The sequence below is a fragment of the uncultured Lutibacter sp. genome (assembly GCF_947493565.1).
Lineage (GTDB): Bacteria > Bacteroidota > Bacteroidia > Flavobacteriales > Flavobacteriaceae > Lutibacter > Lutibacter aestuarii.
Genome location: NZ_CANLRG010000003.1, coordinates 52,147 through 76,404, shown reverse-complemented (window position 1 = coordinate 76,404; position 24,258 = coordinate 52,147). Strand labels below are relative to the sequence as shown.

The following is a 24,258-nucleotide window of genomic DNA, read 5'->3' as shown; positions in this document are numbered from 1 at the left end:
ATAAGTTTTAACTACTAAAAAATAAAAAAAATCTCACCAAAGTGAGATTTTTTTATTTTCTAGGATGAAAATTATGTAATACTTTTTTTAAAAAGCTTTTATCTAAGTGCATGTAAATTTCAGTTGTTGTAATGCTTTCATGACCAAGCATTTGTTGTATAGCTCTTAAATCGGCTCCACGTTCCAATAAATGAGTTGCAAATGAATGTCTAAAAGTATGTGGGCTTATTTTCTTTTTGATATTGGCTTTTTCAGCTAGATTTTTGATGATGGTAAAAATCATAACTCGAGTAAGTTGTTTTCCTCTTCTGTTTAAAAAAAGAGTGTCTTCATATCCTTTTTGAATTTTAATTTTATTTCTAATGCTTTTAATGTATAAAAGTATGTATTTTTGAGTTTGTTCATTAATGGGTACAAAGCGTTGTTTGTTTCCTTTTCCAATAACTTTAATAAATCCTTCTTCAAAAAACAAATCAGAGATTTGTAAGTTAATCAGTTCTGAAACTCTTAACCCACAGCTGTATAAAGTTTCTAAAATAGTTCTGTTTCTTTCTCCTTGAGGCTCACTTAAATCTATATGATTAATGAGAATATCAATTTCTTGAATTGACAAAGTATCGGGTAGTTTTCTACCTATTTTGGGAGCTTCAATTAAATCTGTAGGATTCTCTTTTCTATAATCTTCAAAAATTAAAAAGTCAAAAAAATTACGTAAACCAGAAATTAATCGAGCTTGTGAACGAGCGTTTATTAATTTTGACGTTTCATAAATAAATTGTTGAATAATTTCTTGATTAATTTTTAATGGCGAAATTTTGATTTGCTGCTCTTCTAAAAAATTAACAAGTTTTTGTACATCACGAGAATAACTCTCAATGGAGTTTTTAGCCAATCCTTTTTCAATTTTTAGATAAAACTGATAATCTTGTAATGCATTATTCCAATTCATAAAGTAAAAATATAATATATTTACACATAAATTGAAAACAAATGAAAATACTGATACTTAACGGACCAAATTTAAATTTATTAGGAAAAAGAGAACCTTCAATTTATGGAAATTTAACCTTTGAAGAATTTTTTAAAAACTTGCAAAAAAGATATGCCGATGTTGAGTTGCATTATTTTCAAAGTAATGTTGAAGGAGAATTAATTAACAAACTACATGAAGTTGGTTTTAGTTTTGACGGAATAATTTTAAATGCAGGTGCTTATACGCATACCTCGGTAGCAATTGGTGATGCTATTAAGGGAATTGAAACCCCTGTTATTGAAGTGCACATTTCTAATGTGCATGCACGTGAAGATTTTCGTCATGTATCTTATATAGCACCTAATGCAAAAGGAGTAATTGCTGGTTTTGGTTTGCAAAGCTATGAGTTAGCGCTTATTAGTTTTTTGTAACGTTTTAGAACAAAAAAGTTTTTATACTTTACATAGTTTTTTAGCGGCTTAGAAAACAAACATTTATCATTATTCACATTCTTTTTTTATATTAGTTTTACTTTTAGTATTAAAACTTTTTTATATGAGCTTATTTTTTAATTATGCCACACCAATAATTTATGGTTTATCGGTGTTATTATGGGCTTATATTTTTATTTTTTGCTCAAAAAAAATTAAGGTTGTAAATAAAAGTGATAAATTGTTAAAAGTCATTTTAATAATTTTAGCCATAGATGCTTTTAGATCTTTTTTTGAAAGCGTTTATTTTGGTGCGTCTTTTACTTCATTTTACGGATTAATACCAATAGAAATTTATGAATTTTTATCACAACCTAATATTGTGATTTTTCCTAAATTATTTAATTTATTAACAGCTATATTAATTTTAATATTACTAATTACTAAATGGATTTCAACAGATAAATCCAGTAAAATATCTGTTGAGGATTTTATACAAAAACAATCTTTTGAATATAAAAAATTATTATCAGCTGTTGAACAAAGCGCCAATACAATTGTTATTACAGATATCTTAGGAAAAATAGAATATACCAATCCAAAATTTACTGAGGTAACAGGTTATAGAGCTGAAGAGGTATTAGGTAAAAACCCACGTATTTTAAGTTCAGGTATTCAACCTAAAGAGTTTTATGTAGAAATGTGGGAAACCATTTCAAATGGAAAAGTTTGGAAAGGAGAATTTCAAAATAAAAAGAAAGATGGTAAATTATTTTGGGAACAAACTACAATTTCTCCAATAAAAGACAACCAAGGAACTATCATTAATTATTTAGCAGTTAAAGAAAATATTACAGCATTAAAAGAGAGTGAAAAAGAATTAAAATTAGCACAAGAAATCGCTCAAATAGGAAATTTTAATTTAGATTTAAAAACTAATTTGTTTACAAGTTCTAATTCTTTCGACAAAATAGTTGGTATTCAATCGCACCATATCAAATCATTTAAAACTTGGAGAACCATTACTCATCCAGATGATACACCAAAAAATCAGCGTGAATTAGAAAAGTGTATAAAATATGGTGAAAAATTTAATTTAGAATATAGAATTCTAACCAAAGATACACAAGAACTAAAATGGATTAATGGGGCGGGTGAAATTATTTATGAAAATAAGGTGCCTGTTAACTTTATAGGAACCATTCAAGACATTACTTTTCAGAAAAAAAATGAATTAGAAATGTTTGAAGCAAAAGAAAAAGCTGAAAAAAGTGAAAAACTACTTTTGCTCTCTCAATCAGTTGCTAAATTGGGACATTATGTTTTTAACATCCAAACAGGAGAATGGAACAACTCTGCTGAGTTGAATAGTATTTTTGGTATTAATGAAGACCATAAACGTACTGTAGAAAGTTGGTTGGAAATTGTTCATCCCGATTTTAGAAATGAAATGAAGGAGTATATTTTAATACATGTCATTAAAAATAAAAATCATTTTAATAAACACTATAAAATTATTAATCAAAAAACAGGTAGTGAGTTATGGGTTCATGGATTGGGAAGTTTAAAATTTAATAACGAAAATGAGCCTATAGAAATGTTTGGTACTATTCAAGATATTACATCCTTTAAAATGATTGAAAAGCAATTAATTATTGAAAAGGAGAAAGCTGAAGAAAGCGAATTACGATTTAAAACTTTACAAGAAGCATCTTTTGGAGGAATTTTGATTCATAAGAATGGAATTATATTAGACTTAAACTCTGGTCTTGTTAAAATGTCAGGTTATTCAAAAGAGGAACTTTTAGGAAAAAACGGGTTGTTTCTAATTGCTGACGAGTACAAAAAACAGGTTGAAAAAAACTATTTAGTAGGTTTTGAAGAACCTTATGAGGTAATTGGATTAAGAAAGAATAAAGAAACATACCCTTTAAGACTTGAAGGAAAAAGCTTACCTTATAAAGGAAAAATGGTTAGCATTGTTGAATTTAGAGATATAACAGCAATTAAAGATAGTCAATTAGCACTTTTACAAAGTCAACAGTTACTTAATGAAACTGGTAAAATGGCTAAAACAGGAGGGTGGGAATTTATACTAAAAACAAAGGAAACTTATTTTACCAAAGAAGCACTTAGAATTTATGAACTTCCAGAAAATACTAAAGTTACATTAGAAGAAGGATTAAGTTATTATACTATTGAAAATCAGAATATCATAACTAAATTATTTAATAAAGCTTTAAAAGAAGGTACGCCATATGATATAGAATTACAAATGGTTACTGCCAAAAAGAAACCTATTTGGGTTAGAACCATTGGAAAACCTAAATATGCAAATGGGAAAATTGTGAGTATCATAGGAACCATTCAAGATATTACAATTCAAAAAGAAAATGAAGAAGAACTAATTAAAGCAAAACAACTTGCAGAAGAAAGTAACAACTTAAAAACAGAATTTTTAAATAATATGTCTCATGAAATTAGAACGCCCATGAATGGAATTATTGGATTTTCTGATTTACTAAACACCCCTGATTTAACAACTGAAAAAAGAAATAATTATATTAGAATTATACAAAGTAGCAGCAAACAACTACTTCGAATAATAGATGATATATTAGAAATTTCTAGACTTGGAACAAAACAAGTAGGATTGATTGAAAGCGAGGTTTGTTTAAATGATTTGTTAATGGAACTGTTTTCAATTTTTGACATAAAGGCAAAACAAAATAAAACACCTTTATATTTAAAAAAATCGCTTACAACAGAGCAAAGCACCATACTTATTGATAAAACTAAATTGAGTAAAATATTAAGTAATTTACTTGAAAATGCTCTGAAATTTACCAGTAAAGGTTTTGTGGAGTTGGGATATAAATTGAATAAAAAAATGCTTGATATTTATGTAAAAGATACAGGTGTTGGAATTGATCCAGAAAAACATAAAGTAATTTTTGAACGCTTTTCACAAGCTGAAAAAGACTTGTCAAAAAAAGTAGGTGGCTTAGGTTTAGGTCTATCAATAGTTAAAGAAAATGTTGAGTTAATAGGAGGTTCTATTGAACTTACGTCTAATAAAGGGGAAGGAGCTACATTCACCATTTCTATTCCTTACAAACCTATTTATCCTACTAAAATAGTTGAGCTAAACAATGTTGAAAGCAAATCTTCAATTTTAATAGTTGAAGATGAAGAAATAAATTATACGTTGTTAGAAACTTTACTAAAAGAAATTTTAAAGTTAGATGCTCATTTTATTCATGCTAAAAATGGTTTAGAAGCGGTTGAAATTTTTAAAAACAAATCAAATTCTATTGACTTGGTTTTTATGGATTTAAAAATGCCAGTTATGAATGGTTATGAAGCTGCCAAAAAGATTAAGAAGCTATCTCCTAATTTACCAATAATAGCTCAAACTGCTTATACAACTTCAGTTGAAATTAAAAAAGCAAAAGATTCAGGTTGTGTGGATTATTTGACCAAACCTATAAAACAAGATGAATTAATTAATGTTTTGGATAAATTTTTGAAAGTAAAATATCCATTTATTTAAAATTTTTCAAAAACCCCTAATCCAAATAAAGCAAAATCATATTTTACAGGATCATTGGGATTCATATGCCTTAATGATTTATCTAATTCAGCCAAGGCTTTTGCATCATTTTGTTTTCTAGTTAATAACCCAAGTTTACGAGCAACATTTCCTGAATGAACATCTAATGGGCATGAAAGCTGTGAAGGACACATATTTTTCCAAATTCCAAAATCTACTCCGGTATTATCATTTCTAACCATCCATCGTAAAAACATATTAATACGCTTTGCAGCTGATCCTTTTAAGGGATCTGAAATATGTTTTTTAGTTCTAGATAAATGAGGAATTTCAAAAAAAATATTTTTAAACTCATGAATTGCATTTTGAGTTGAATTTTTGCTACTATAACTAGAGAATATTTTCTCTAAACCTTGATGTTTTGTGTAAATATGCTGAAGTGCAACTATAAAGTATTTAAAATCCTCTAAATTAAATGTTCTATGTACAAAATAATCTATTGAATCTAAATGGTTAGGTTTATGATTTATTATAAAATCGTAAGGAGAGTTGCCTAAAATATCCATCATTTTTTTGGCATTTTTAATAATCATTTTCCTATTACCCCAAGCAATGGTGGCAGTTAAAAAACCTGCAATTTCAATATCTTCTTTTAAAGAATAGCCATGTGGAACTTGTATTGGGTCACTTTCAATAAACTTTGGATTGTTGTATTCCAAAACTTTTTCATCTAAAAATTCTTTAAGCTCAGTTTCTATTAACATTTATAATAGTTTCAATTTTTGAAATTATTTTAGCTACATCTTCTTCAAAGTTAAACCAAAGAATGCTTTTATCTTTTTTGTTCCAAGTAACTTGTCTTTTGGCAAATCTTCGAGTATTTTTCTTAATTTCTTCTATAGCAAATTTTAAAGTACAATTTCCTTCAAAATAGGAGAATAACTCTCTATATCCAACAGTTTGTAAAGCATTTAAATTTTTGTTTTTGTATAGTTTTTTAGCTTCATCTAATAAACCAAGCTCCATCATGATATCAACTCGTTTATTAATTCTATTGTACATAGTTTCTCTATCAGCTGTTAGTCCAATTTTAATAGGAGTGAAATTTCGTTTAGCCTTTGGTTTGTTTTTAAATTCAGCATAAGTTTTGCCAGTTCCAATACAAATTTCAAGAGCTCTTATAAGCCTGTGTGGATTTTCAATTTCAATAGTATTATAAGACTCTTTATCTAGATTTTCTAATTTTTTTTGAAGAAATTGTATCCCTTTAGTTTTTAATTCTTGATTTAGCTCAACCCTTATTTTAGAATCTACATTTGGAAAATAGTCTAAGCCATCAATTACAGCATTGGTGTATAAACCACTTCCCCCAACCATAACTACAATCCTATTTTTTGTAAATAATTTGTTCAATTTGTTAAGAGCATCTTTTTCAAATTGCCCCACACTATAATCTTCAAAAATTGACCTATTTTGTATAAAATGATGTTTTGCAGAGGCTAACTCTAAGCTTGAAGGAACAGCAGTTCCAACACTCATTTCTTTGTAAAATTGGCGAGAATCACTTGATATAATTTCAGTATTAAAATGTTGTGCTAATTTAATACTTAGTGTAGTTTTACCTATTGCTGTTGCTCCAATAACTGTTATTAAATAATTAGTCATTTAAAAGTTTTTCTCCACATTTATGGCAAAATATGGAATTGTCTAAATGTTTTTCAGCGTTACAACTAGGGCAGTGTTGTGTGTTTTTAGGTACAAAATTATCTGTTTTTGCCAATTCAGAAGTTACAATACCAGTTGGTACTGCAATAATTCCATAACCTAAAATCATAACAATACTCGCAATAAACTGTCCAAACGGTGTTTGAGGGGAAATATCTCCATAGCCTACAGTTGTTAATGTTACAATAGCCCAATACATGCTTTGTGGAATACTGGTAAATCCATTTTTAGGACCTTCTATTAAATACATAATGGTTCCTAAAATTATAGTAAGTAGTATTACCACAAATAGAAAAACAATAATTTTGATTCTACTTGATTTTAAGGCTGATATTAAAATTCTAGAGGCACCAGAGTAACGAACTAGTTTTAAGATTCTAAATACCCGTAATAATCTAATAGCTCTTAAAGCAATAAGCGCATGGGTGCCTACAAAAATTAAAGAAAGGTATTTTGGTATGGTTGCTAACAAATCGATAATACCATAAAAGCTGAAGATATAGTTTTTAGGTTTTTTAATTGAAATAATTCTAGCAATATATTCAATGGTAAATAAAATAGTAATAATCCATTCAGAGATATTTAAAAAATCATGATATTTTGTATCAAAACTTTCAATGCTTTCTAACATTACTAAAATTATACTTGCAATAATTGCTAATATTAGAATAATGTCAAACCATTTTCCTTCAGGAGTATCGGCTTCATAAATAATTTCATGAAGTTTCACTTTCCAATGTCTTTTGTCTTTTTTGTTTTCCAAAATTAAATTTACCTGAAACGTTGTACTAAAATAATTCTTTTATTTTAATTAAAATTTACTTCTTTTTTAAAACAATATTTATTAATTTTTTTTCAGTACAATTGGTTGCTTTTGAGACGTTATAGTTTGATTAAATAATTCTTTTAAAACTTGATATTCAAAATTGTAAAATATTGTTTTGTTTATTAAAAATGAACTTTTTAGATTAATTTTAAAATTTTGATGTTTTCTGGTTGTTAACAAGTATTTTATTGCTTCATTTTCTAATGAAATTAGTTTATCTTTAGGATAAGAATCTATGATAAAATTATCGGGAAGCTCAAGAGTGAAATTAACAATGTACTTTCTTGGGTATCCAAAATCAACAGGGTATAATCTGTTATGTTGTTTAAAGGGGTTTGTTTTAAAACTTTCATCAAAAAAAGGATTTAAGTATAGGTTTGAGGTGTTTTCTTGATGATCTATTAATATTTCAAAAGTTTCTATTGTGGGTTTATCTATTTCATTTTTATTTTTGATTTCATAATTAAGAACTTCTAAATTAGTAAAGCTATTTTCAAAATCTATTATGATATCATCTTCAATTTTATTTTGAATTTTCTCTCTTCTTTTAAGTGCATCATACCCATATTTAATTTTTCGTATTTTACCAGTTATAGTTCCGTTTTCTTTTAATATAAGTGCAATATTTAATTGAGATTTTGAGTTTTGTTCAGGAATAATATCAATCCAATAACTTTCATTTTCAAAATCCATAACTCTGCCATACCCATTTAAACATCTATAAGGCAATAACCCAAAAGGAGATAGTTTATCTGTAGCATCTAATAAAATAGATTTTCCATTTATATTAACTTTGGCAATTACATAATTAAAATCAGTTATTACTGGATATAATTTAGTTGGAAAACCATTTTTTCTTGTAGAAATTAAAACTAATTCAGTATCAATATTTTTTGCTTTTAAGGCATTTATTAGTGAAATGTTAATTTCTCCAACATTTCCAATTTTTTCTTCAAAAGATTTTTTTATTCTTACATTTTTAAAAATGCTATATTTTCCATTCCAATTAAAGTGATTTTGCACGAAAGTATATATAGATTTTGCTTTATCAATTTCTGAAGTAATGGTATCAATAAATGAGGGTAATTTATCTTCAAAATACTTCGTTTTTTTTAATTGTCTACCAATATTTTTATCAGTTCTAAATTCTCTATCTACTTCATTCCAAGATGTTGTATACTTTATATTAGATCCATCAAACCAAATAAGTTTAGAAAGTTCAAATTTAATTTTTGAAATATAGTTATTTTTATCAGTGATATAGTCTTCTTCAACAAAAGAAGGAATATTTTTCATTGCATAGGTTATGTTTTCACAATTAGCTGAAGCTGCATAACCAGGAATTCTAAAACATTTTTTTTCTATTGTTGAGGAGTTAATTGCTAATTTTAAATATCCTTTTAACTCTCTATTGTAAACATAGTTTCCAGGAATTTTTGCGTGATAAATACTATATTTTTTAGGAATGTTTGATTGAAATACCCAACCTGTTAAATTAAATTTAAATGGAGATTCCACAGTATATTTAACCTCAACAACACTACCTTCTTTTAAGTTAGGCATAGTAAATTTAACTAAACTCCAATGTTCATTGATTTTTTCTTTGAATATTTGAGACTTCGATAATAAGGTTTTATTTTTTTGATTATGTGTGACTGCTTCAATATTTATTACTTGTTCACTAGCATCTTTATTATTGTATAATTTTATTTCAAAAGATGCATTTTCAAAACCCTCTTTATTAAATAATTTGATTTTTTTATAAAAAGTTGTACTTATTATTATTTTTTCATTCTTTATTTTAAAAGTAGTATTGCCACTTTCATATAAAACTACGGCATTTGCAGTTGTATCTAATTTATATCTTTTTAAATTAATTTCTTCGTTTGTTATAGTACCAAAAGAGTAATCTGGTTCATTTTGCGAATATGAATTAATATGTAACAAGAAAATTAAAAGTAAAGAGATTCTTTTCATAGCAATTAGTTTTAAAATCGAATTAGTTTTTCCACATTATTTTTTTGAAGATATTTTTTAATGATAAATCTATTTTGAATGGAATTTTCCATAGGTGAAATTAAGGTTCTAAGCACTTTTATATTAGTTATTTGATATTCTAAGTCGGTAAAACAATAACCTTTAAACTGACTGTTTTCAATTAAGATAACCGATTTTTCTCCAACCTGTCGACCTTTATCTATAACTAATAAATTATCATTGCTAAATTCAATTTTTTCTAATTTTTTCTTATTAGAATAATTATATTTAGGATTGTTAATTTCTACTTCTTCTACATATTTAAGATCAGAAATTAAAGAGCTTCCAGTTTCTTCATAAGAAACGGATGTCACTTTATTTTGAATAATAATTGCTTTTTTTGAAGTTCTTAAAAATAGTTGGTTTACCGTTTTTTTTATATTTTTTCCTTTACCAATATAAATAATTTCACTTTTATTATTGTGAACATAAAATAATCCTTCATTAGAAGGTAAATTATCTAAAATATTGAGTAGTTTGGGTGCTAATTTTCTTCCGTTATCAGTTTTAATTGCTTTTTTAACAATTTCTTTAGCAGTATCTTTATTTAATAGGTGTTTAAATAGTTGTACTGTAGCAATTGCATCTCCTTCAGCTCTGTGCCTGCTTGAAACAGGTATTCCTAAAGATCTGCATAATTTGCCTAATTTATAAGAAGGCAATTCAGGGATTAGTTTTTTACTTAATTCAACAGTGCACAATGTTTTCCTTTCAAAATTAAATCCGAGTCGTCTAAATTCAGTAGTTAAAATTCGATTGTCAAAATTGGCATTATGGGCAACTAAAACACAGTCGGTAGTAATTTCAACAATTCGTTTTGCTACTTCGTAAAATTTAGGTGCATTTTTAAGCATTCCATTACTAATGCCAGTTAAATTAACTACAAATGGTTGAATTTCTTTTTCGGGATTAATTAAACTAACAAACTGGTCTATAATTTGATGTCCATCAAATTTATAAATAGCAATTTCAGTAATTCCTTCTTCGTTGAATTTACCTCCTGTAGTTTCTATGTCAAGTATTGCGTACAAATTAATTGTAATTTCGTTCTCCAAAAATAGCACTTCCAACACGTACCATTGTACTTCCTTCTTCAATTGCTATTTGGTAATCTCCACTCATTCCCATTGAAATAGTTGTAGGTTTAAAATTATCAGATGAATAATTTTTTAGACGATCAAAATAGATTTTTAAGGTTTTAAATTCGTTTCTAATAATGGTTTTATCTTCTACAAAGCTTGCCATTCCCATAAGACCTATAATTTGAATGTTTTTAAGATTTAAAAATTCTTGAGCGTTTAAAATTTGTAGTACATCATCATATGCTAATCCAAACTTTGTATCTTCTTTTGCTATTTTTACTTGTAATAAACAATTAATTATTCTATTATGTTTTATGGCTTGTTTGTTTATTTCTTTTAGGGTTTTAAAACTATCTACACCATGGATAAGACTTACAAAAGAAGCCATATATTTAACTTTATTTCTTTGTAAATGCCCTATCATATGCCATTCAATATCTTTAGGTAGCTCTTGGTATTTTTGAGCCATTTCTTGAATTTTATTTTCACCAAATGTTTTTTGTCCGGCTTTATAAGCTTCTATAATAGCAGTAATTGGCTTTGTTTTTGAAACGGCAACAAGTGTTACATTTTTTGGTATTGAATTTTTAATCTTTTGAAGATTTTTTGATATACTCATATGGGATTTAAAATAAAGTCCAAAGATAATAGAAATTTAATTAATCATTAATTTCAAAAATGGTTAATCCACTTCTTAACTTAGGCTCAATATAAGTGCTTTTAGGAGGCATTCTTAAATCTTCATTAACCACTGCTTTTAGTTGCTCTACTGAAACTGGAAATAATCCAAAACTGACTTTATACATTTTAGAATCTACCATCTTTTTCAATTGTTTTTTGCTATAAATGGCAGGTAAACATTTTATTCTAGGATCAGTTTTTAAGTCTTCAATACCTAAAATTGGTTTTAAAATAGTTTTATATATAATATGGGTATCAAGATCCGAAAGTGCATTGTTAATTGGGAATTCTGTTTTTCTAAGGTATAAGGAATAATACTCACCATCTAAGTACATAGTAAAATGGTGTTTTTTGCTTGGTGTGTAAAGTTTTTCCCCTTTATTTTCAACAATGTATAATTCATTTAATTTACTTAAAAATTCTTCTTTTGTTAAACCATTTAAATCTTTTACAAAACGATTGAATGAAGAAATTTTCAAGTTGGCATCGGAAATGAGATAACTCATAAAGTAATTGTAGTTTTCTTCTCCCGTATGATTTTTATTCATTGTTTTTTTTTGATTAGCTAGAAAACTTGAAGAAGCTGTTCTATGATGCCCATCAGCAATATAAATTGCTTTCATTTTTTGAAATTCTTTTTCAATATTATCTATATCCAAATCATCTTCAATTACCCAAAGTTTATGCAAACGTCTGTTTTGAGTCATAAATTCATATTCAGATCTTTTTTGAGAATATTTTCTATAAAGTCTATTTAGATAATTGCTTTCAGGATAAGTAAGTAGCACTGGCTCAGCATTAAAACCAGCTATACCTAGGTAATTGCCAAACAGTTCTTCTCTTGCCTTTAAGGTATCTTCGTGTTTTTTTATAATATTGTTTTTATAATCATTTACATGGGCTGCTGCAATAATGCCCCAAAAAGTATCTCCTCCAAACGATTTTTCATGTAAATAATATTGAGATTTTTGATCTTTTCTGTAAATGTCTTCCGTTTTAAATTGATTATAAGTTTGATGAACTAATTTAAAACGTTCTTCACCTGAAAGCTCTGGTTCAGTATCATAACCAGGTTTTATAATATGTAAAAAAGAAAATGGGTTGAACCGCAAATGGGCTTTTAATTCTTTTTTTGAATATTCATCATAAGATCTTGAGGTTGCAACTGCTGCTTTATCGCGTGTTGGACGTGTAGCTTTAAAGGGTTTTATTATTGCCATACTATTTAACGAGCTTATTTTTAAGTAATTGATAATTTAACTACCCAAATGTACAACTTTATTAAATTTTAATCAAAAAAAAGGATGTTATTTTAACATCCTTTTAATCAATTATGTATAATGAAACTTATTTTAAGAGTTCAACTATTTGTTCAGCTAATTCTGTTCCAATTCTATCTTGTGCTTCGCTAGTAGCTGCGCCAATATGAGGAGTTAAAGATAAATTAGGGTTCATTAATAACTGAATTTCTGGCGTTGGTTCATTTTCAAAAACATCTAATGCTGCACTTGCTATTTTTCCACTCTCTAAAGCTTGTACAAGAGCGACTTCATCAATAACACCTCCACGAGCAGCATTTACCAAAAAGGCATTATCTTTCATTAAATCGAATTCTTTGGTTGAAATTATGTAGTCTTTTTGAGCTGGAACGTGTAGAGATATAAAATCTGCTTGTTTTAAAACTTCTTCTTTAGTAATGGTATTTATGTTAAAGAACAATGCTTGGTGATCAAAAAATTCAATTTCTAAATTTACCGCGTCAATAAAAGGGTCATAGGCAACTACATTCATACCTAAGCCAATAGCTATTTTTGCAGTGGCTTGTCCAATTCTTCCAAATCCAATTAAACCAAGTGTTTTACCTCTTAATTCAACTCCTTTTGCATATGATTTTTTAAGATGTTTAAATTTTGAATCTCCCTCTAAAGGCATATTTCTATTGGAATCGTGTAAAAAACGAGCCATTCCAAATAAGTGCGCAAATACCAGTTCGGCTACTGAATGAGATGAAGCTGCAGGTGTGTTTATTACATGCAAGCCTTTTTCACGAGCATATTCTACGTCAATATTATCCATTCCAACACCTCCACGACCGATAATTTTTAAAGATGCACAATTATCAATAATATCTTTTCTAACCTGGGTTGCGCTTCTTACTAATAGTACATCAATTTCGTTTTGGTTGATATAATCTACTAATTGGTCTTGTGCTACAGAGGTTAAATCAACTTCAAAGCCATTTAAACCCAATGCTGCAATTCCACTTTTGGCCAATCCATCGTTTGCTAATACTTTCATTTTATAAATATTTTTTTTAGTTTATGAAACTTGTTTTTCAAATTGTTGCATTACGTTTATTAAAACTTTTATGCTTTCTATTGGCATAGCATTATAGATACTTGCTCTATAGCCTCCAACTGATTTATGACCTTTTAATCCATTGATTCCTGCTTCATTCCAAAGTTTATCAAAAGTATCTTTATGAGTTTCATTTGTTAAATTAAAAGTAACATTCATTGTGGATCTATCTTCTTTGTTTGCAAAACCAATAAATAAAGGATTTCTATCTACTTCAGCGTATAACAAAGCAGCTTTTTCTTGATTGATTTTTTCAATAGCTTTAACTCCTCCTTGTTCTTTTAACCATTCTAAAGTTAACATAGATACATAAACTGCAAATACAGGTGGAGTATTAAACATACTGTCTTTACTTAAGTGTACTTGATAGTCTAACATAGAAGGGATGCTACGTCCAGTTTTACCTAAAATTTCATCTTTTACTATAACTAAAGTAGTACCAGCAGGGCCCATGTTTTTTTGTGCTCCTGCATAAACCAAATCAAATTGCGTAAAATCTAATTCACGTGAAAATATATCTGAACTCATATCACAAACTAATAGCGCATCCGTTTTAGGGAATTCTTTAATTTGAGTTCCAAAAATAGTATTGTTAGATGTGCAATGCACATAATCTATATCACTTGGGATGTTGTAGTTTTTTGGAATGTAGTTGTAACCTTTATCTTTTGAACTAGCGAAAACGTCTACTTCACCTAACGTTTTAGCTTCTTTAATTGCTTTAGAACTCCATGTTCCAGTGTCAAAATAACCTGCTTTACCATTAACTTTTAATAAATTGTATGGGGTCATTAAAAATTCAAGGCTTGCACCTCCTTGTAAAAAAAGTACCGAATATCCTTCAGGTAGGTTTAATAATTCTTTAACTAAGCTACGTGCTTTTTCCATCACTTCAACGAATTCTTTGCTTCTGTGTGAAATTTCAATTAAAGATAAATCTATACCATTAAAGTTGGTAACAGCATTGGCTGCTTTTTTTAATACTTCTTGTGGTAAAATACATGGTCCTGCACTAAAATTATGTTTTTTCATTTGTATAGAATATGAATTTATTTCTCTTACAAATTTCGGAAAAAAAAGCTAAATAAGTATATTTTATTTCATAAAAAACTACTTAAATATTTAATAAAAATTCAACTGTGTCTATGTTATCTGCATAATTCCATAATTTTGGACGTTGAGTTTGTCCAAATTTTACGAAATCTACAACGTTTTCGTTACAGGCAATACACTGTATTTCATCTTTATCGGTTTTTAATTTAAGTAACAGATTGTCAAACGAATCGTAATATTCATAAAAAATAGTAGCTATAGGAGAGGCATAGTTAGTATCTTCTTTTAGCATCACAAATCCATTTTCAAGAATCTTAAACAAGCTCATTAAGTAAACAGCTTTGTTATAATCGTAATTATTTTCGTACTTTTTATAATTAATAATGTCATTAAACTTGAATAACGCATTAAATAACAACTCAAAGTTATAGTTTTTAGGAACAAATATTTTAGAAACACTTCTACAACCTAAACCAAAATATTGAAAAATGTCTTCACCTAAAAGTTCTAATTCTTCTTTACTTTCTTTACCTGTAATTATTGCCACAGAGTTTCTGTTTTTTCTAATAATGTTTGGGTATTTTCCAAAATAATGTTCAAAATAGCGAGCTGTATTGTTGCTACCAGTTGCAATAACAGCATCAATAGCTGTTAATTTGTCTTCTGTAAAAGTTATTTTATTTTTAAAATAGGGATTGTAATATTCCAAAAATTTAGCAATAAGTGGTAAAAAGTGCTTATCATTAGATGATTGTTTTACCATAGCATTATGACCTGTTAGTAGTACACATAAAAAATCATGAAATCCAACTAAGGGAATATTTCCTGCCATGATTATGGCTACTTTTTTAGGTGTTTTAATAGCTTCAATTTTATAAGTGGTAAGCCATTTGGTTAAATTTTCTTCAGTAAGTGCTTCACCCCAACTTTCAAAAGCTTTAAGAACATTATTTTTTGTAAACCAACCATTAAACTCTTGGGCTCTATTAATTTGCATTAAAAAAGCATCAAAAAACAAGGTGTTTAATTCAGATTCATTATTTTTTTCAATTTTCGAATTGTTAAATTGTTTAAAAAATGTACCTAGTTCTACAAATGCTTGTTTTCTCTGTGCTAAATTCATGGAATTTTTACCTTAAAATTTAATTTTATATTTGCAAAAATAATCTAAATAATAGTATGGCAATAAAAATAACAGATGAATGTATAAATTGTGGGGCTTGCGAACCCGAATGTCCTAACAATGCAATTTATGAAGCTGGTGAAGAATGGAGATATTCGGATGGGACTTCATTAACAGGAAATGTAGTTTTACCAAATGGCAACAAGGTTGTAGCCGATGAGCAGCATGAGCCAAAAGATGATGAAGTATATTTTATTGTAACCGATAAATGTACCGAATGTAAAGGTTTTCATGACGAACCACAATGTGCCGCAGTTTGTCCGGTAGATTGTTGTGTGCCAGATGAAGACAATGAAGAAACTGATGAGCAATTGTTTGCCAAACAACAGTTTTTACATAAAGAGTAGTTTATAGTGATTCTTAAAAATGAATTTTGAAATCTGTACAGATTGTGTTGAAGGAGCAATGGCTGCTGAAAAATATGGAGCCAAACGTATAGAGTTATGTTCAGCATTATCTGTTGGTGGATTGACCCCAAGTTTTGGTTTAATTTTACAATGTGTTGAAAATTCATCAGTTGAAGTTCATGTAATGATACGACATAAAGAAGGAGGTTTTGTTTGTAGTGAATTAGATATAAACTTAATGAAAGTTGATATTTCTATGGCTAAACAAGCTGGAGCAACAGGAGTTGTTTTTGGGATTTTAACAGCTGAAAATACCGTATCAAACAAAAATAAAGAACTGCTAAACTTTGCGAAGCAATTAAATTTAGAAGTCACGTTTCATAGAGCTTTTGACTTTCTTATAGATTATAAGAAAGGAATTGAGTGTTTGATAAATTTTGGTTTTGATCGTCTACTAACATCTGGTTTAAAAAAAACTGCAGAAGAAGGTTTAGATGTAATTTCATTTTTACAGCAGCACTATGGAGATCAACTACAAATTATGGCTGGGAGTGGTATTAATTCTTCAAACGCCTCAAAATTTGCTACTATTGGAGTAAACAACCTTCATTTTACAGCAAGAAAACCTATAAGTTTTGGCAATTCATTTTCAATGGGAGATGTTATGGTAGTTGATGAAGAGAAAATTAGAACTATTACTAATTTATTTTAGGAAGTATTTATATTTTGAAATAGAAAGCGGAATTTTAAAATTCCGCTTTTTATGAATTCTAGTTACTTTTCAGTAAATGAAGCTATAAATGAATTACTTTTTCTAGCAAAAAAGAAAATGTAAAAATAGCAAAGCACCATTAAAAATAAGGCAGGTTTAAAATCGAATTGATCGGTTAATAAGCCATATAAAGGAGGGATAATTGCTCCTCCTACAATAGCAGTACATAAAATTCCAGATGCTTGAGGTTTGTATTCGCCTAAGCCACTTAATGATAAGGTGAAAATAGTTGGGAACATGATTGAATTAAATAACCCAATTAATAAAATAGACCACATGGCTACAAATCCATTAGTTAACATTGAAATTGCAAGTAATGAAATAGCCATGGTTGCAAAAATGGCTAATACTTTAGCAGGCGCTACAATTCTTGTTAAATAAGCTCCAATAAATCTTCCAACCATTGCTCCAGACCAGTAAAATAATACAAAGGCACCAACAATAGCTTTGTTATCAACATTAGCCAAATCTTGTTGAACTACCATTTCAGAAACTTTAGACATCCATTCACTGTTTCTAATCAATTCAGGCATATTCATACTTAAAAAGTAATTGACTAAATAACTTCCAATAGCAACTTCAGCACCCACATATAAAAAGATACCTATAGCTCCCATTTTTAGTACTTTATGTTTTAATGCTTCACCATATCCAAAACCTTCTTTCTTTTTTAAGATATTAGGAAGTTTTATTAAAGAAACAATAAATGCTAATAGTAATAATGAGGCGGCTAGTATTAAAAATGGATTTTGAACTGCCGAAGCTTCATTAATTAAATAGGCTTCTTTTTCAGCGGGTAATAGATTGTTGATGCTTTCACTTGATTTAATTGAATCACTTAATAAAAACATGGCTCCAACTGCTGGTGCAATTGCTGTACCTAAACTATTAAATGCTTGAGATAAATTTAATCTACTAGAAGCAGTTTCTTCTGTTCCTAATACTGCAACATAAGGGTTTGCAGCTACTTGTAAAACAGTCATACCTCCAGCTAAAACAAAATAACCTAATAAAAATACAGGGAAAGTTCTGTAAGCTGCGGCTGGATAAAACAATAAACAACCAGCTCCCATAATACTTAACCCAAGTAAAATACCTTTTTTATATCCAATTTTGGATAAGATAAACCCAGAGGGGATTGATAATAATCCGTAAGCCATAAAAAATGCAAATTGTACTAAACCAGCTTGGAAAAAGCTAAGTTCAAAAACCTCTTTTAATCTTGGAATTAATGAATCTACTAAAACAGTAATAAATCCCCACATAAAAAAAAGTGAGGTAAGCACATAAAATGCTTTGCTATAATTTTTGGTTGTATTCAAACTATTAATTTTTTAATGTTATTTAATTTTCAAGGAATAAATATATAATTATTCTTATAACTTGCTTTATTTTTTATACCAATAACTTAACAAATTCGACAAAGAGTATTTTTTAAATATTTAGGTTTTGTATTAGCTGACTTTAAAAAATGAATCAACGACATTATAAAATAAATAATTTCTTTCAAACTTAAATCTTAATAGTATATTTGCACCGCAAAAAAATAAAATTATGAAGGCAGGAATTGTAGGTTTACCAAATGTAGGAAAATCAACTTTATTTAATTGTTTATCAAATGCTAAAGCGCAAAGTGCTAACTTTCCTTTTTGCACCATTGAACCTAATATTGGTGTTGTAAATGTTCCAGACAATAGATTGACTAAATTAGAAGAATTAGTAAATCCAGAACGTGTTTTACCAGCAACTGTTGATATTGTTGATATTGCAGGTTTAGTAAGAGGAGCAAGTAAAGGAGAAGGACTTGGAAATCAGTTTTTAGCAAATATTAGAGAAACCGATGCTATTATTCATGTGTTGCGTTGTTTTGATAATGATAATATAGTACATGTAGATACCACAGTAAATCCTGTAAGAGATAAAGAAACAATTGATATTGAGCTACAATTAAAAGATTTTGAAACTTTAGAGAAAAGATTAGAACGCGTAAAAAAAACAGCACGTACTGGTAATAAAGAAGCTCAAAAAGAATTAGAAGTTTTAGAAAAAGTAAAAGCTGGTTTAGAAGCTGCAGTATCTGTTAGAGCTATTGATTTAACGGAAAAAGAACGTGAAGAATACATCAAACCACTTCAATTTATAACTGACAAACCAGTGTTATATGTTTGTAATGTTGATGAAAGTTCTGCTGTTACAGGCAATGCTTATGTTGAGGCTGTTAAAGAAGCAGTTAAAAATGAAAATGCTGAAGTAATTGTTTTAGCGGTTGGTACAGAAGCCGATATTACAGAGCTGGAAACTTTTGAAGAAAGACAATTGTTTTTAGAAGATTTGGGCTTGGAAGAACCAGGGTCTTCTGTATTAATTAGAGCTGCCTATAAATTACTTAACCTTCAAACCTACTTTACGGCTGGTGTAAAAGAAGTAAGAGCTTGGACAATCCATATTGGAGATACTGCACCACAAGCTGCAGGAGTAATTCATACCGATTTTGAAAAAGGATTTATTAGAGCAGAGGTAATTGCATACGAAGATTTTGTAAATTATGGTAGCGAGGCTAAAGTAAAAGAAGCAGGAAAAATGAGAGTAGAAGGAAAAGAATACATTGTAAAAGATGGCGATGTAATGCATTTCAGATTTAACGTTTAGCTATAAAAAAAATAAAAATATTTTTTAAAAACTCTGTTAATAATTATTTTAACAGAGTTTTTTTTATTTCTACTTTCAAAATAGTACTTTAGCAAATCTTCAAGAATATCACTTTAATAAATGACAGAACAAACATCGTATACAGAGGATAATATTCGTTCACTAGATTGGAAAGAACATATTAGAATGCGCCCCGGTATGTACATTGGTAAACTAGGTGATGGTTCTTCACCTGACGATGGTATTTATATTTTAATCAAAGAAGTTCTAGACAACTCTATTGATGAATATGTAATGGGAGCAGGAAAAACTATAGAAGTTTCTGTAAAAGAGGAAACGGTTACTATTAGAGATTATGGTCGTGGAATTCCTTTAGGAAAAGTAGTGGATGTTGTTTCTAAAATGAATACTGGTGGAAAATACGATTCAAGAGCATTTAAGAAGTCGGTTGGGCTTAATGGAGTTGGTACTAAAGCGGTAAATGCGTTGTCTTCTTATTTTAAAGTGCAATCTTATAGAGATGGACAAACCGTTTTTGCTGAATTTGAACAAGGAAATATTACACTCGAAGAGAAGCCTCAAAATACTACCAGTAGAAAAGGTACCAAAGTAACTTTTGTACCTGACAAATCCATTTTTACTAAGTTCAAATTTAGAAATGAATACATTGTAAAAATGATTAAAAACTATGTATATCTAAATACAGGGTTGACAATTATTTTTAATGGAGAAAAGTATTTTTCTGAAAAAGGATTAAAGGATTTATTAGAAGAAAATATTGCGGATGAATTTATGTTATTTCCTATCATTCATTTAAAAGATGAAGATATAGAAGTCGCTTTAACCTATAGCAAAGCACAATATAGCGAAGAATACCATTCATTTGTTAATGGTCAACATACAACACAGGGAGGAACGCATCAAAATGCATTTAGAGAGGCTATAGTTAAAACCGTTAGGGAGTTTTTTGGTAAAAATTATGATGCGTCCGATATTCGGAAATCTATTGTTTCAGCAATTAGCGTAAAAGTAATGGAACCTGTTTTTGAAAGTCAAACAAAAACTAAATTAGGTTCTACAGAAATGGGAGGAGGGCTTCCTACAGTTAGAACATTTATTACAGACTTTGTTAAAACAAACCTAGATAATTATCTACATAAAAACCCTGATACTGCTGAAAAAATTCAGAAAAAGATTTTACAAGCTGAAAAAGAAAGAAAAGACCTCTCCGGTATTCGGAAATTAGCTCGTGAACGTGCCAAAAAAGCGAGTTTACATAATAAAAAATTACGCGATTGTAGAATTCATTTAAATGACTTAAAAAAAGACAATCGCTTAGAAAGTACTTTATTTATTACAGAGGGAGATTCGGCGAGTGGCTCCATAACAAAATCAAGAAATGTCAACACACAAGCTGTATTTAGCTTACGTGGAAAACCCTTAAATTCATACAATATGAGTAAAAAAATAGTGTATGAAAATGAAGAATTTAATTTATTACAAGCAGCTTTAGATATTGAGGATGGTTTAGAAAATTTAAGGTACAATAATATTGTAATTGCTACCGATGCAGATGTTGATGGAATGCATATAAGACTGTTATTAATTACGTTTTTTTTACAATTTTTTCCTGAGTTAATTAAAGAAGGTCATTTATATATTTTAGATACACCTTTATTTAGAGTTCGTGATAAAAAACAAACGTTTTATTGCTACTCAGAAGAAGAACGAAAGAATGCAATTAATAGTTTAAAGGGAAAACCAGAAATAACAAGGTTTAAAGGTTTGGGGGAAATTTCTCCTGATGAATTTGTACATTTTATTGGGGATGATATTCGTTTAGACCCCGTAATGTTAGATAAAGAAACATCAATAGATAAGCTATTGGAATTTTATATGGGAAAAAATACTCCTGATAGACAAAAATTCATTATAAATAATTTAAAAGTTGAACTTGATATTGTAGAAGAATTGTAATATGCTAGAAGAAAATAATGAGTCAATAAACGAAGAATTCGGTAATCAAGAAACCATTACCAAAGTTACAGGAATGTACAAGGACTGGTTTTTAGATTATGCTTCATATGTAATTTTAGAAAGAGCAGTTCCAGCAATTAAAGACGGTTTTAAACCTGTGCAGCGTAGAATTATGCACTCAATGAAAGACCTAGATGATGGACGTTACAATAAAGTAGCAAACATTGTAGGGCACACGATGCAATATCATCCCCATGGAGATGCATCCATAGCAGATGCTATGGTGCAGATTGGTCAAAAAGAGTTGCTCATTGATATGCAAGGAAACTGGGGAAATATTCTTACAGGTGACCGAGCAGCCGCTTCACGTTATATCGAGGCTCGTTTATCAAAATTTGCTTTAGATGTTGTTTTTAACCCTAAAACTACAGAATGGCAAGCCTCTTATGATGGTAGAAAAAAAGAACCTATAGATTTACCAGTTAAATTTCCAATGCTTTTAGCACAAGGAGCTGAAGGGATAGCAGTAGGACTTTCAACAAAAATTTTGCCTCATAATTTTAATGAATTAATTGATGCTTCAATCAAGCATCTTAAAGGTAAAAGTTTTAAGCTTGTTCCTGATTTTTTAACAGGAGGTATAGCAGATGTTTCTAATTATAATGATGGCAAAAGAGGAGGGAAAGTTAGAGTAAGAGCAAAAATTTCTCAATTAGATAAAAAAACACTTATTATTAATGAAATTCCTTTTGGAACAACAACTTCTTCATTAATTGATTCTATTTTAAAAGCCAATGATAAAGGGACAATTAAAATAAAACAAATTGAAGATAATACAGCTGCTAATGTTGAAATATTAGTGCATTTGCCTAACGGAATTTCACCAGATAAAACGATTGATGCACTTTACGCATTTACTAACTGTGAAAATTCAATTTCACCATTATGTTGTGTAATTGATGAAAATAAACCTGTTTTTATAGGAGTTTCTGAAGTCTTAAGAAGATCCACAGATCATACAGTTGAATTGTTAAAATTAGAACTTGAAATTCAGTTAAATGAATTAGAAGAGCAATGGCATTTTGCATCATTAGAACGCATATTTATAGAAAATAGAATCTATAGAGATATTGAAGAGGAAGAAACTTGGGAAGGCGTTATTAAGGCAATAGACAAAGGCTTAAAGCCTTATATAAAACATTTAAAAAGGGCTGTAACTGAAGAAGATATTATTCGTTTAACAGAAATTAGAATTAAAAAAATATCAAAATTTGATATAGACAAAGCCAAGCAATTTATTGAAAGTTTAGAAGATAAAATTGCTACAGTAAAACATCATTTAGCCCACCTTACCGATTTTGCAATAGATTATTTTAAAAATTTAAAAATCAAATACGGAAAAGGAAAAGAGCGTAAAACAGAACTTAGATTATTTGATGATATAGTTGCTACCAAAGTGGTAATGCGCAATACAAAACTATATGTTAATAGAGAAGAAGGTTTTGTTGGAACTTCATTAAAACGTGATGAGTATGTTGATGATTGTGCAGATATAGACGATGTTATTATTTTTAGAAAAGATGGTGTTATGATGGTCACAAAAGTAGATGCTAAAACTTTTGTTGGTAAAGATATTATTCATGTAGCTGTATTTAAAAAGAATGATAAACGAACGGTTTATAACATGATTTATCGCGATGGTAGAAGTGGACCAAGCTATATGAAACGTTTTAATGTTACAGGAGTAACTCGTGATAAAGAATATAATTTAACAGCAGGAAGTAAAGCTTCAATTGTTCAATACTTTACTGCAAATCCTAATGGTGAAGCCGAAATAATAACTATAAATTTAAGAGCTGTCGGCAGTATTAAAAAATTAAAATGGGATATAGATTTTTCTGAATTAGCCATAAAAGGAAGAAGTGTAAAAGGAAATACTGTAACCAAATATGCAATTAAAAAAATAGAACTTAAATCTGAAGGAGTTTCAACTTTAAAGCCTAGAAAAATTTGGTTTGACGATGTTGTTCAACGCTTAAATGTTGATGAAAGAGGCGAACTTTTAGGCGAGTTTAAGGCCGAAGATAGACTGTTAATTATCAATCAAAAAGGTGTTGTTAAAACCATCAAGCCTGAATTAACTACTCACTTTGATAATGATATGATTGTACTAGAAAAATGGATACCTCAAAAACCAATTTCTGCAATTTACTTTGATGGTGAAAAAGAACGCTACTTTGTAAAACGTTTTATGATTGACAACCCTAATAAAGAGGAAATTTTTATATCAGAGCATCCTAAATCTCAATTAGAAATTGTAGCTACGGATTACAGACCTATGGTTGAGATAGCATTTTCTAAGCGAAGTTTAGAAAATATGGAGGTTAATTTAGAAGAGTTTATAGCTGTAAAAGGAATTAAAGCTCTTGGAAATCAATTAACTATAGAAAAAATTAAACAAGTAAATTTACTAGAACCATTACCTTATGAAGCACCAGAGGTTGATGATGTTGAAGTAACAGATGAAGAAATAGTAAACTCAAATGAAAATCAGTCAGATTCTAAAAAAGAAGATGAAGGACAAACCAAGTTATTCTAAAACCATGTTCTA

Annotated in this window: 19 protein-coding genes; 7 read left to right on the top strand and 12 right to left on the bottom strand. The window is 28.8% G+C overall.

All coding sequences use genetic code 11. The features are described 5' to 3' along the window. Positions 1-52: 52 nt before the first annotated feature. On the bottom strand, positions 53-949 hold the full coding sequence (gene xerD, locus Q0714_RS04020) for a site-specific tyrosine recombinase XerD (RefSeq protein ID WP_298263021.1): 897 nt from the start codon (positions 947-949) through the stop codon (positions 53-55). A gap of 41 nt (positions 950-990) precedes the next feature. On the opposite strand from xerD, the gene aroQ reads away from it, so the two are divergent. Continuing rightward, the gene (gene aroQ, locus Q0714_RS04015) at positions 991-1,404 is read left to right on the top strand and encodes a type II 3-dehydroquinate dehydratase (protein WP_298263020.1); all 414 of its coding nucleotides are present in this window, start codon (positions 991-993) and stop codon (positions 1,402-1,404) included. 124 nt (positions 1,405-1,528) lie between these two features. Further along, entirely contained in the window at positions 1,529-4,957 is a 3,429-nt protein-coding gene (locus tag Q0714_RS04010) for a PAS domain S-box protein (protein ID WP_298263019.1), read from the top strand. Here Q0714_RS04010 and Q0714_RS04005 read toward each other — a convergent pair. From Q0714_RS04005 to Q0714_RS03960, 10 genes are all read right to left on the bottom strand, one after another. Next, entirely contained in the window at positions 4,954-5,721 is a 768-nt protein-coding gene (locus tag Q0714_RS04005; protein ID WP_298263018.1) for a TIGR02757 family protein, read from the bottom strand. The two genes, Q0714_RS04010 and Q0714_RS04005, sit on opposite strands and share 4 nt — an antisense overlap. Next, on the bottom strand, positions 5,705-6,622 hold the full coding sequence (miaA, locus tag Q0714_RS04000; protein ID WP_298263017.1) for a tRNA (adenosine(37)-N6)-dimethylallyltransferase MiaA: 918 nt from the start codon (positions 6,620-6,622) through the stop codon (positions 5,705-5,707). The genes Q0714_RS04005 and miaA overlap by 17 nt, the downstream gene beginning before the upstream one ends. Continuing rightward, entirely contained in the window at positions 6,615-7,448 is an 834-nt protein-coding gene (locus Q0714_RS03995; RefSeq protein WP_298263374.1) for an ion transporter, read from the bottom strand. The genes miaA and Q0714_RS03995 overlap by 8 nt, the downstream gene beginning before the upstream one ends. Positions 7,449-7,526: 78 nt before the next feature. After that, positions 7,527-9,485 carry a hypothetical protein gene (locus tag Q0714_RS03990; protein WP_298263016.1) on the bottom strand — a complete coding sequence of 653 codons (1,959 nt, stop codon included), beginning with the start codon at positions 9,483-9,485 and terminating at the stop codon, positions 7,527-7,529. Positions 9,486-9,496: 11 nt separating this feature from the next. Then, positions 9,497-10,576 carry an exonuclease domain-containing protein gene (locus tag Q0714_RS03985; RefSeq protein ID WP_298263372.1) on the bottom strand — a complete coding sequence of 360 codons (1,080 nt, stop codon included), beginning with the start codon at positions 10,574-10,576 and terminating at the stop codon, positions 9,497-9,499. Position 10,577: 1 nt separating this feature from the next. After that, on the bottom strand, positions 10,578-11,246 hold the full coding sequence (locus Q0714_RS03980; RefSeq protein WP_298263015.1) for a YggS family pyridoxal phosphate-dependent enzyme: 669 nt from the start codon (positions 11,244-11,246) through the stop codon (positions 10,578-10,580). Positions 11,247-11,286: 40 nt separating this feature from the next. Then, positions 11,287-12,528, bottom strand: a complete 1,242-nt coding sequence (locus Q0714_RS03975; RefSeq protein WP_298263014.1) for a DUF1015 domain-containing protein — start codon at positions 12,526-12,528, stop codon at positions 11,287-11,289. Between the two features lie 127 nt (positions 12,529-12,655). Further along, entirely contained in the window at positions 12,656-13,606 is a 951-nt protein-coding gene (locus Q0714_RS03970; protein WP_298263013.1) for a D-2-hydroxyacid dehydrogenase, read from the bottom strand. A 21-nt stretch (positions 13,607-13,627) separates the two neighbouring features. Continuing rightward, positions 13,628-14,698, bottom strand: a complete 1,071-nt coding sequence (serC, locus tag Q0714_RS03965; RefSeq protein WP_298263012.1) for a 3-phosphoserine/phosphohydroxythreonine transaminase — start codon at positions 14,696-14,698, stop codon at positions 13,628-13,630. 82 nt (positions 14,699-14,780) lie between these two features. After that, entirely contained in the window at positions 14,781-15,842 is a 1,062-nt protein-coding gene (locus tag Q0714_RS03960) for an acyl-CoA reductase (protein WP_298263011.1), read from the bottom strand. Positions 15,843-15,898: 56 nt separating this feature from the next. On the opposite strand from Q0714_RS03960, the gene Q0714_RS03955 reads away from it, so the two are divergent. Together Q0714_RS03955 and Q0714_RS03950 are read left to right on the top strand one after the other, a co-directional pair. Next, positions 15,899-16,249: a 4Fe-4S dicluster domain-containing protein gene (locus Q0714_RS03955; protein ID WP_298263010.1), complete on the top strand. Its 351-nt coding sequence runs from the start codon at positions 15,899-15,901 to the stop codon at positions 16,247-16,249. Positions 16,250-16,268: 19 nt separating this feature from the next. Then, entirely contained in the window at positions 16,269-16,961 is a 693-nt protein-coding gene (locus Q0714_RS03950) for a copper homeostasis protein CutC (RefSeq protein WP_298263009.1), read from the top strand. A 62-nt stretch (positions 16,962-17,023) separates the two neighbouring features. On the opposite strand, the gene Q0714_RS03945 is transcribed toward Q0714_RS03950, so the two are convergent. Then, positions 17,024-18,343 carry a sugar MFS transporter gene (locus Q0714_RS03945; protein ID WP_298263008.1) on the bottom strand — a complete coding sequence of 440 codons (1,320 nt, stop codon included), beginning with the start codon at positions 18,341-18,343 and terminating at the stop codon, positions 17,024-17,026. A 232-nt stretch (positions 18,344-18,575) separates the two neighbouring features. Here Q0714_RS03945 and ychF point away from each other — a divergent pair, with 232 nt between their 5' ends. From ychF to Q0714_RS03930, 3 genes are all read left to right on the top strand, one after another. Then, positions 18,576-19,670, top strand: a complete 1,095-nt coding sequence (gene ychF / locus Q0714_RS03940; protein ID WP_298263007.1) for a redox-regulated ATPase YchF — start codon at positions 18,576-18,578, stop codon at positions 19,668-19,670. A 120-nt stretch (positions 19,671-19,790) separates the two neighbouring features. Next, positions 19,791-21,647, top strand: a complete 1,857-nt coding sequence (locus Q0714_RS03935; RefSeq protein ID WP_298263006.1) for a DNA topoisomerase IV subunit B — start codon at positions 19,791-19,793, stop codon at positions 21,645-21,647. Between the two features lies 1 nt (position 21,648). Then, on the top strand, positions 21,649-24,246 hold the full coding sequence (locus tag Q0714_RS03930) for a DNA gyrase/topoisomerase IV subunit A (protein WP_298263005.1): 2,598 nt from the start codon (positions 21,649-21,651) through the stop codon (positions 24,244-24,246). Positions 24,247-24,258: the final 12 nt, after the last annotated feature.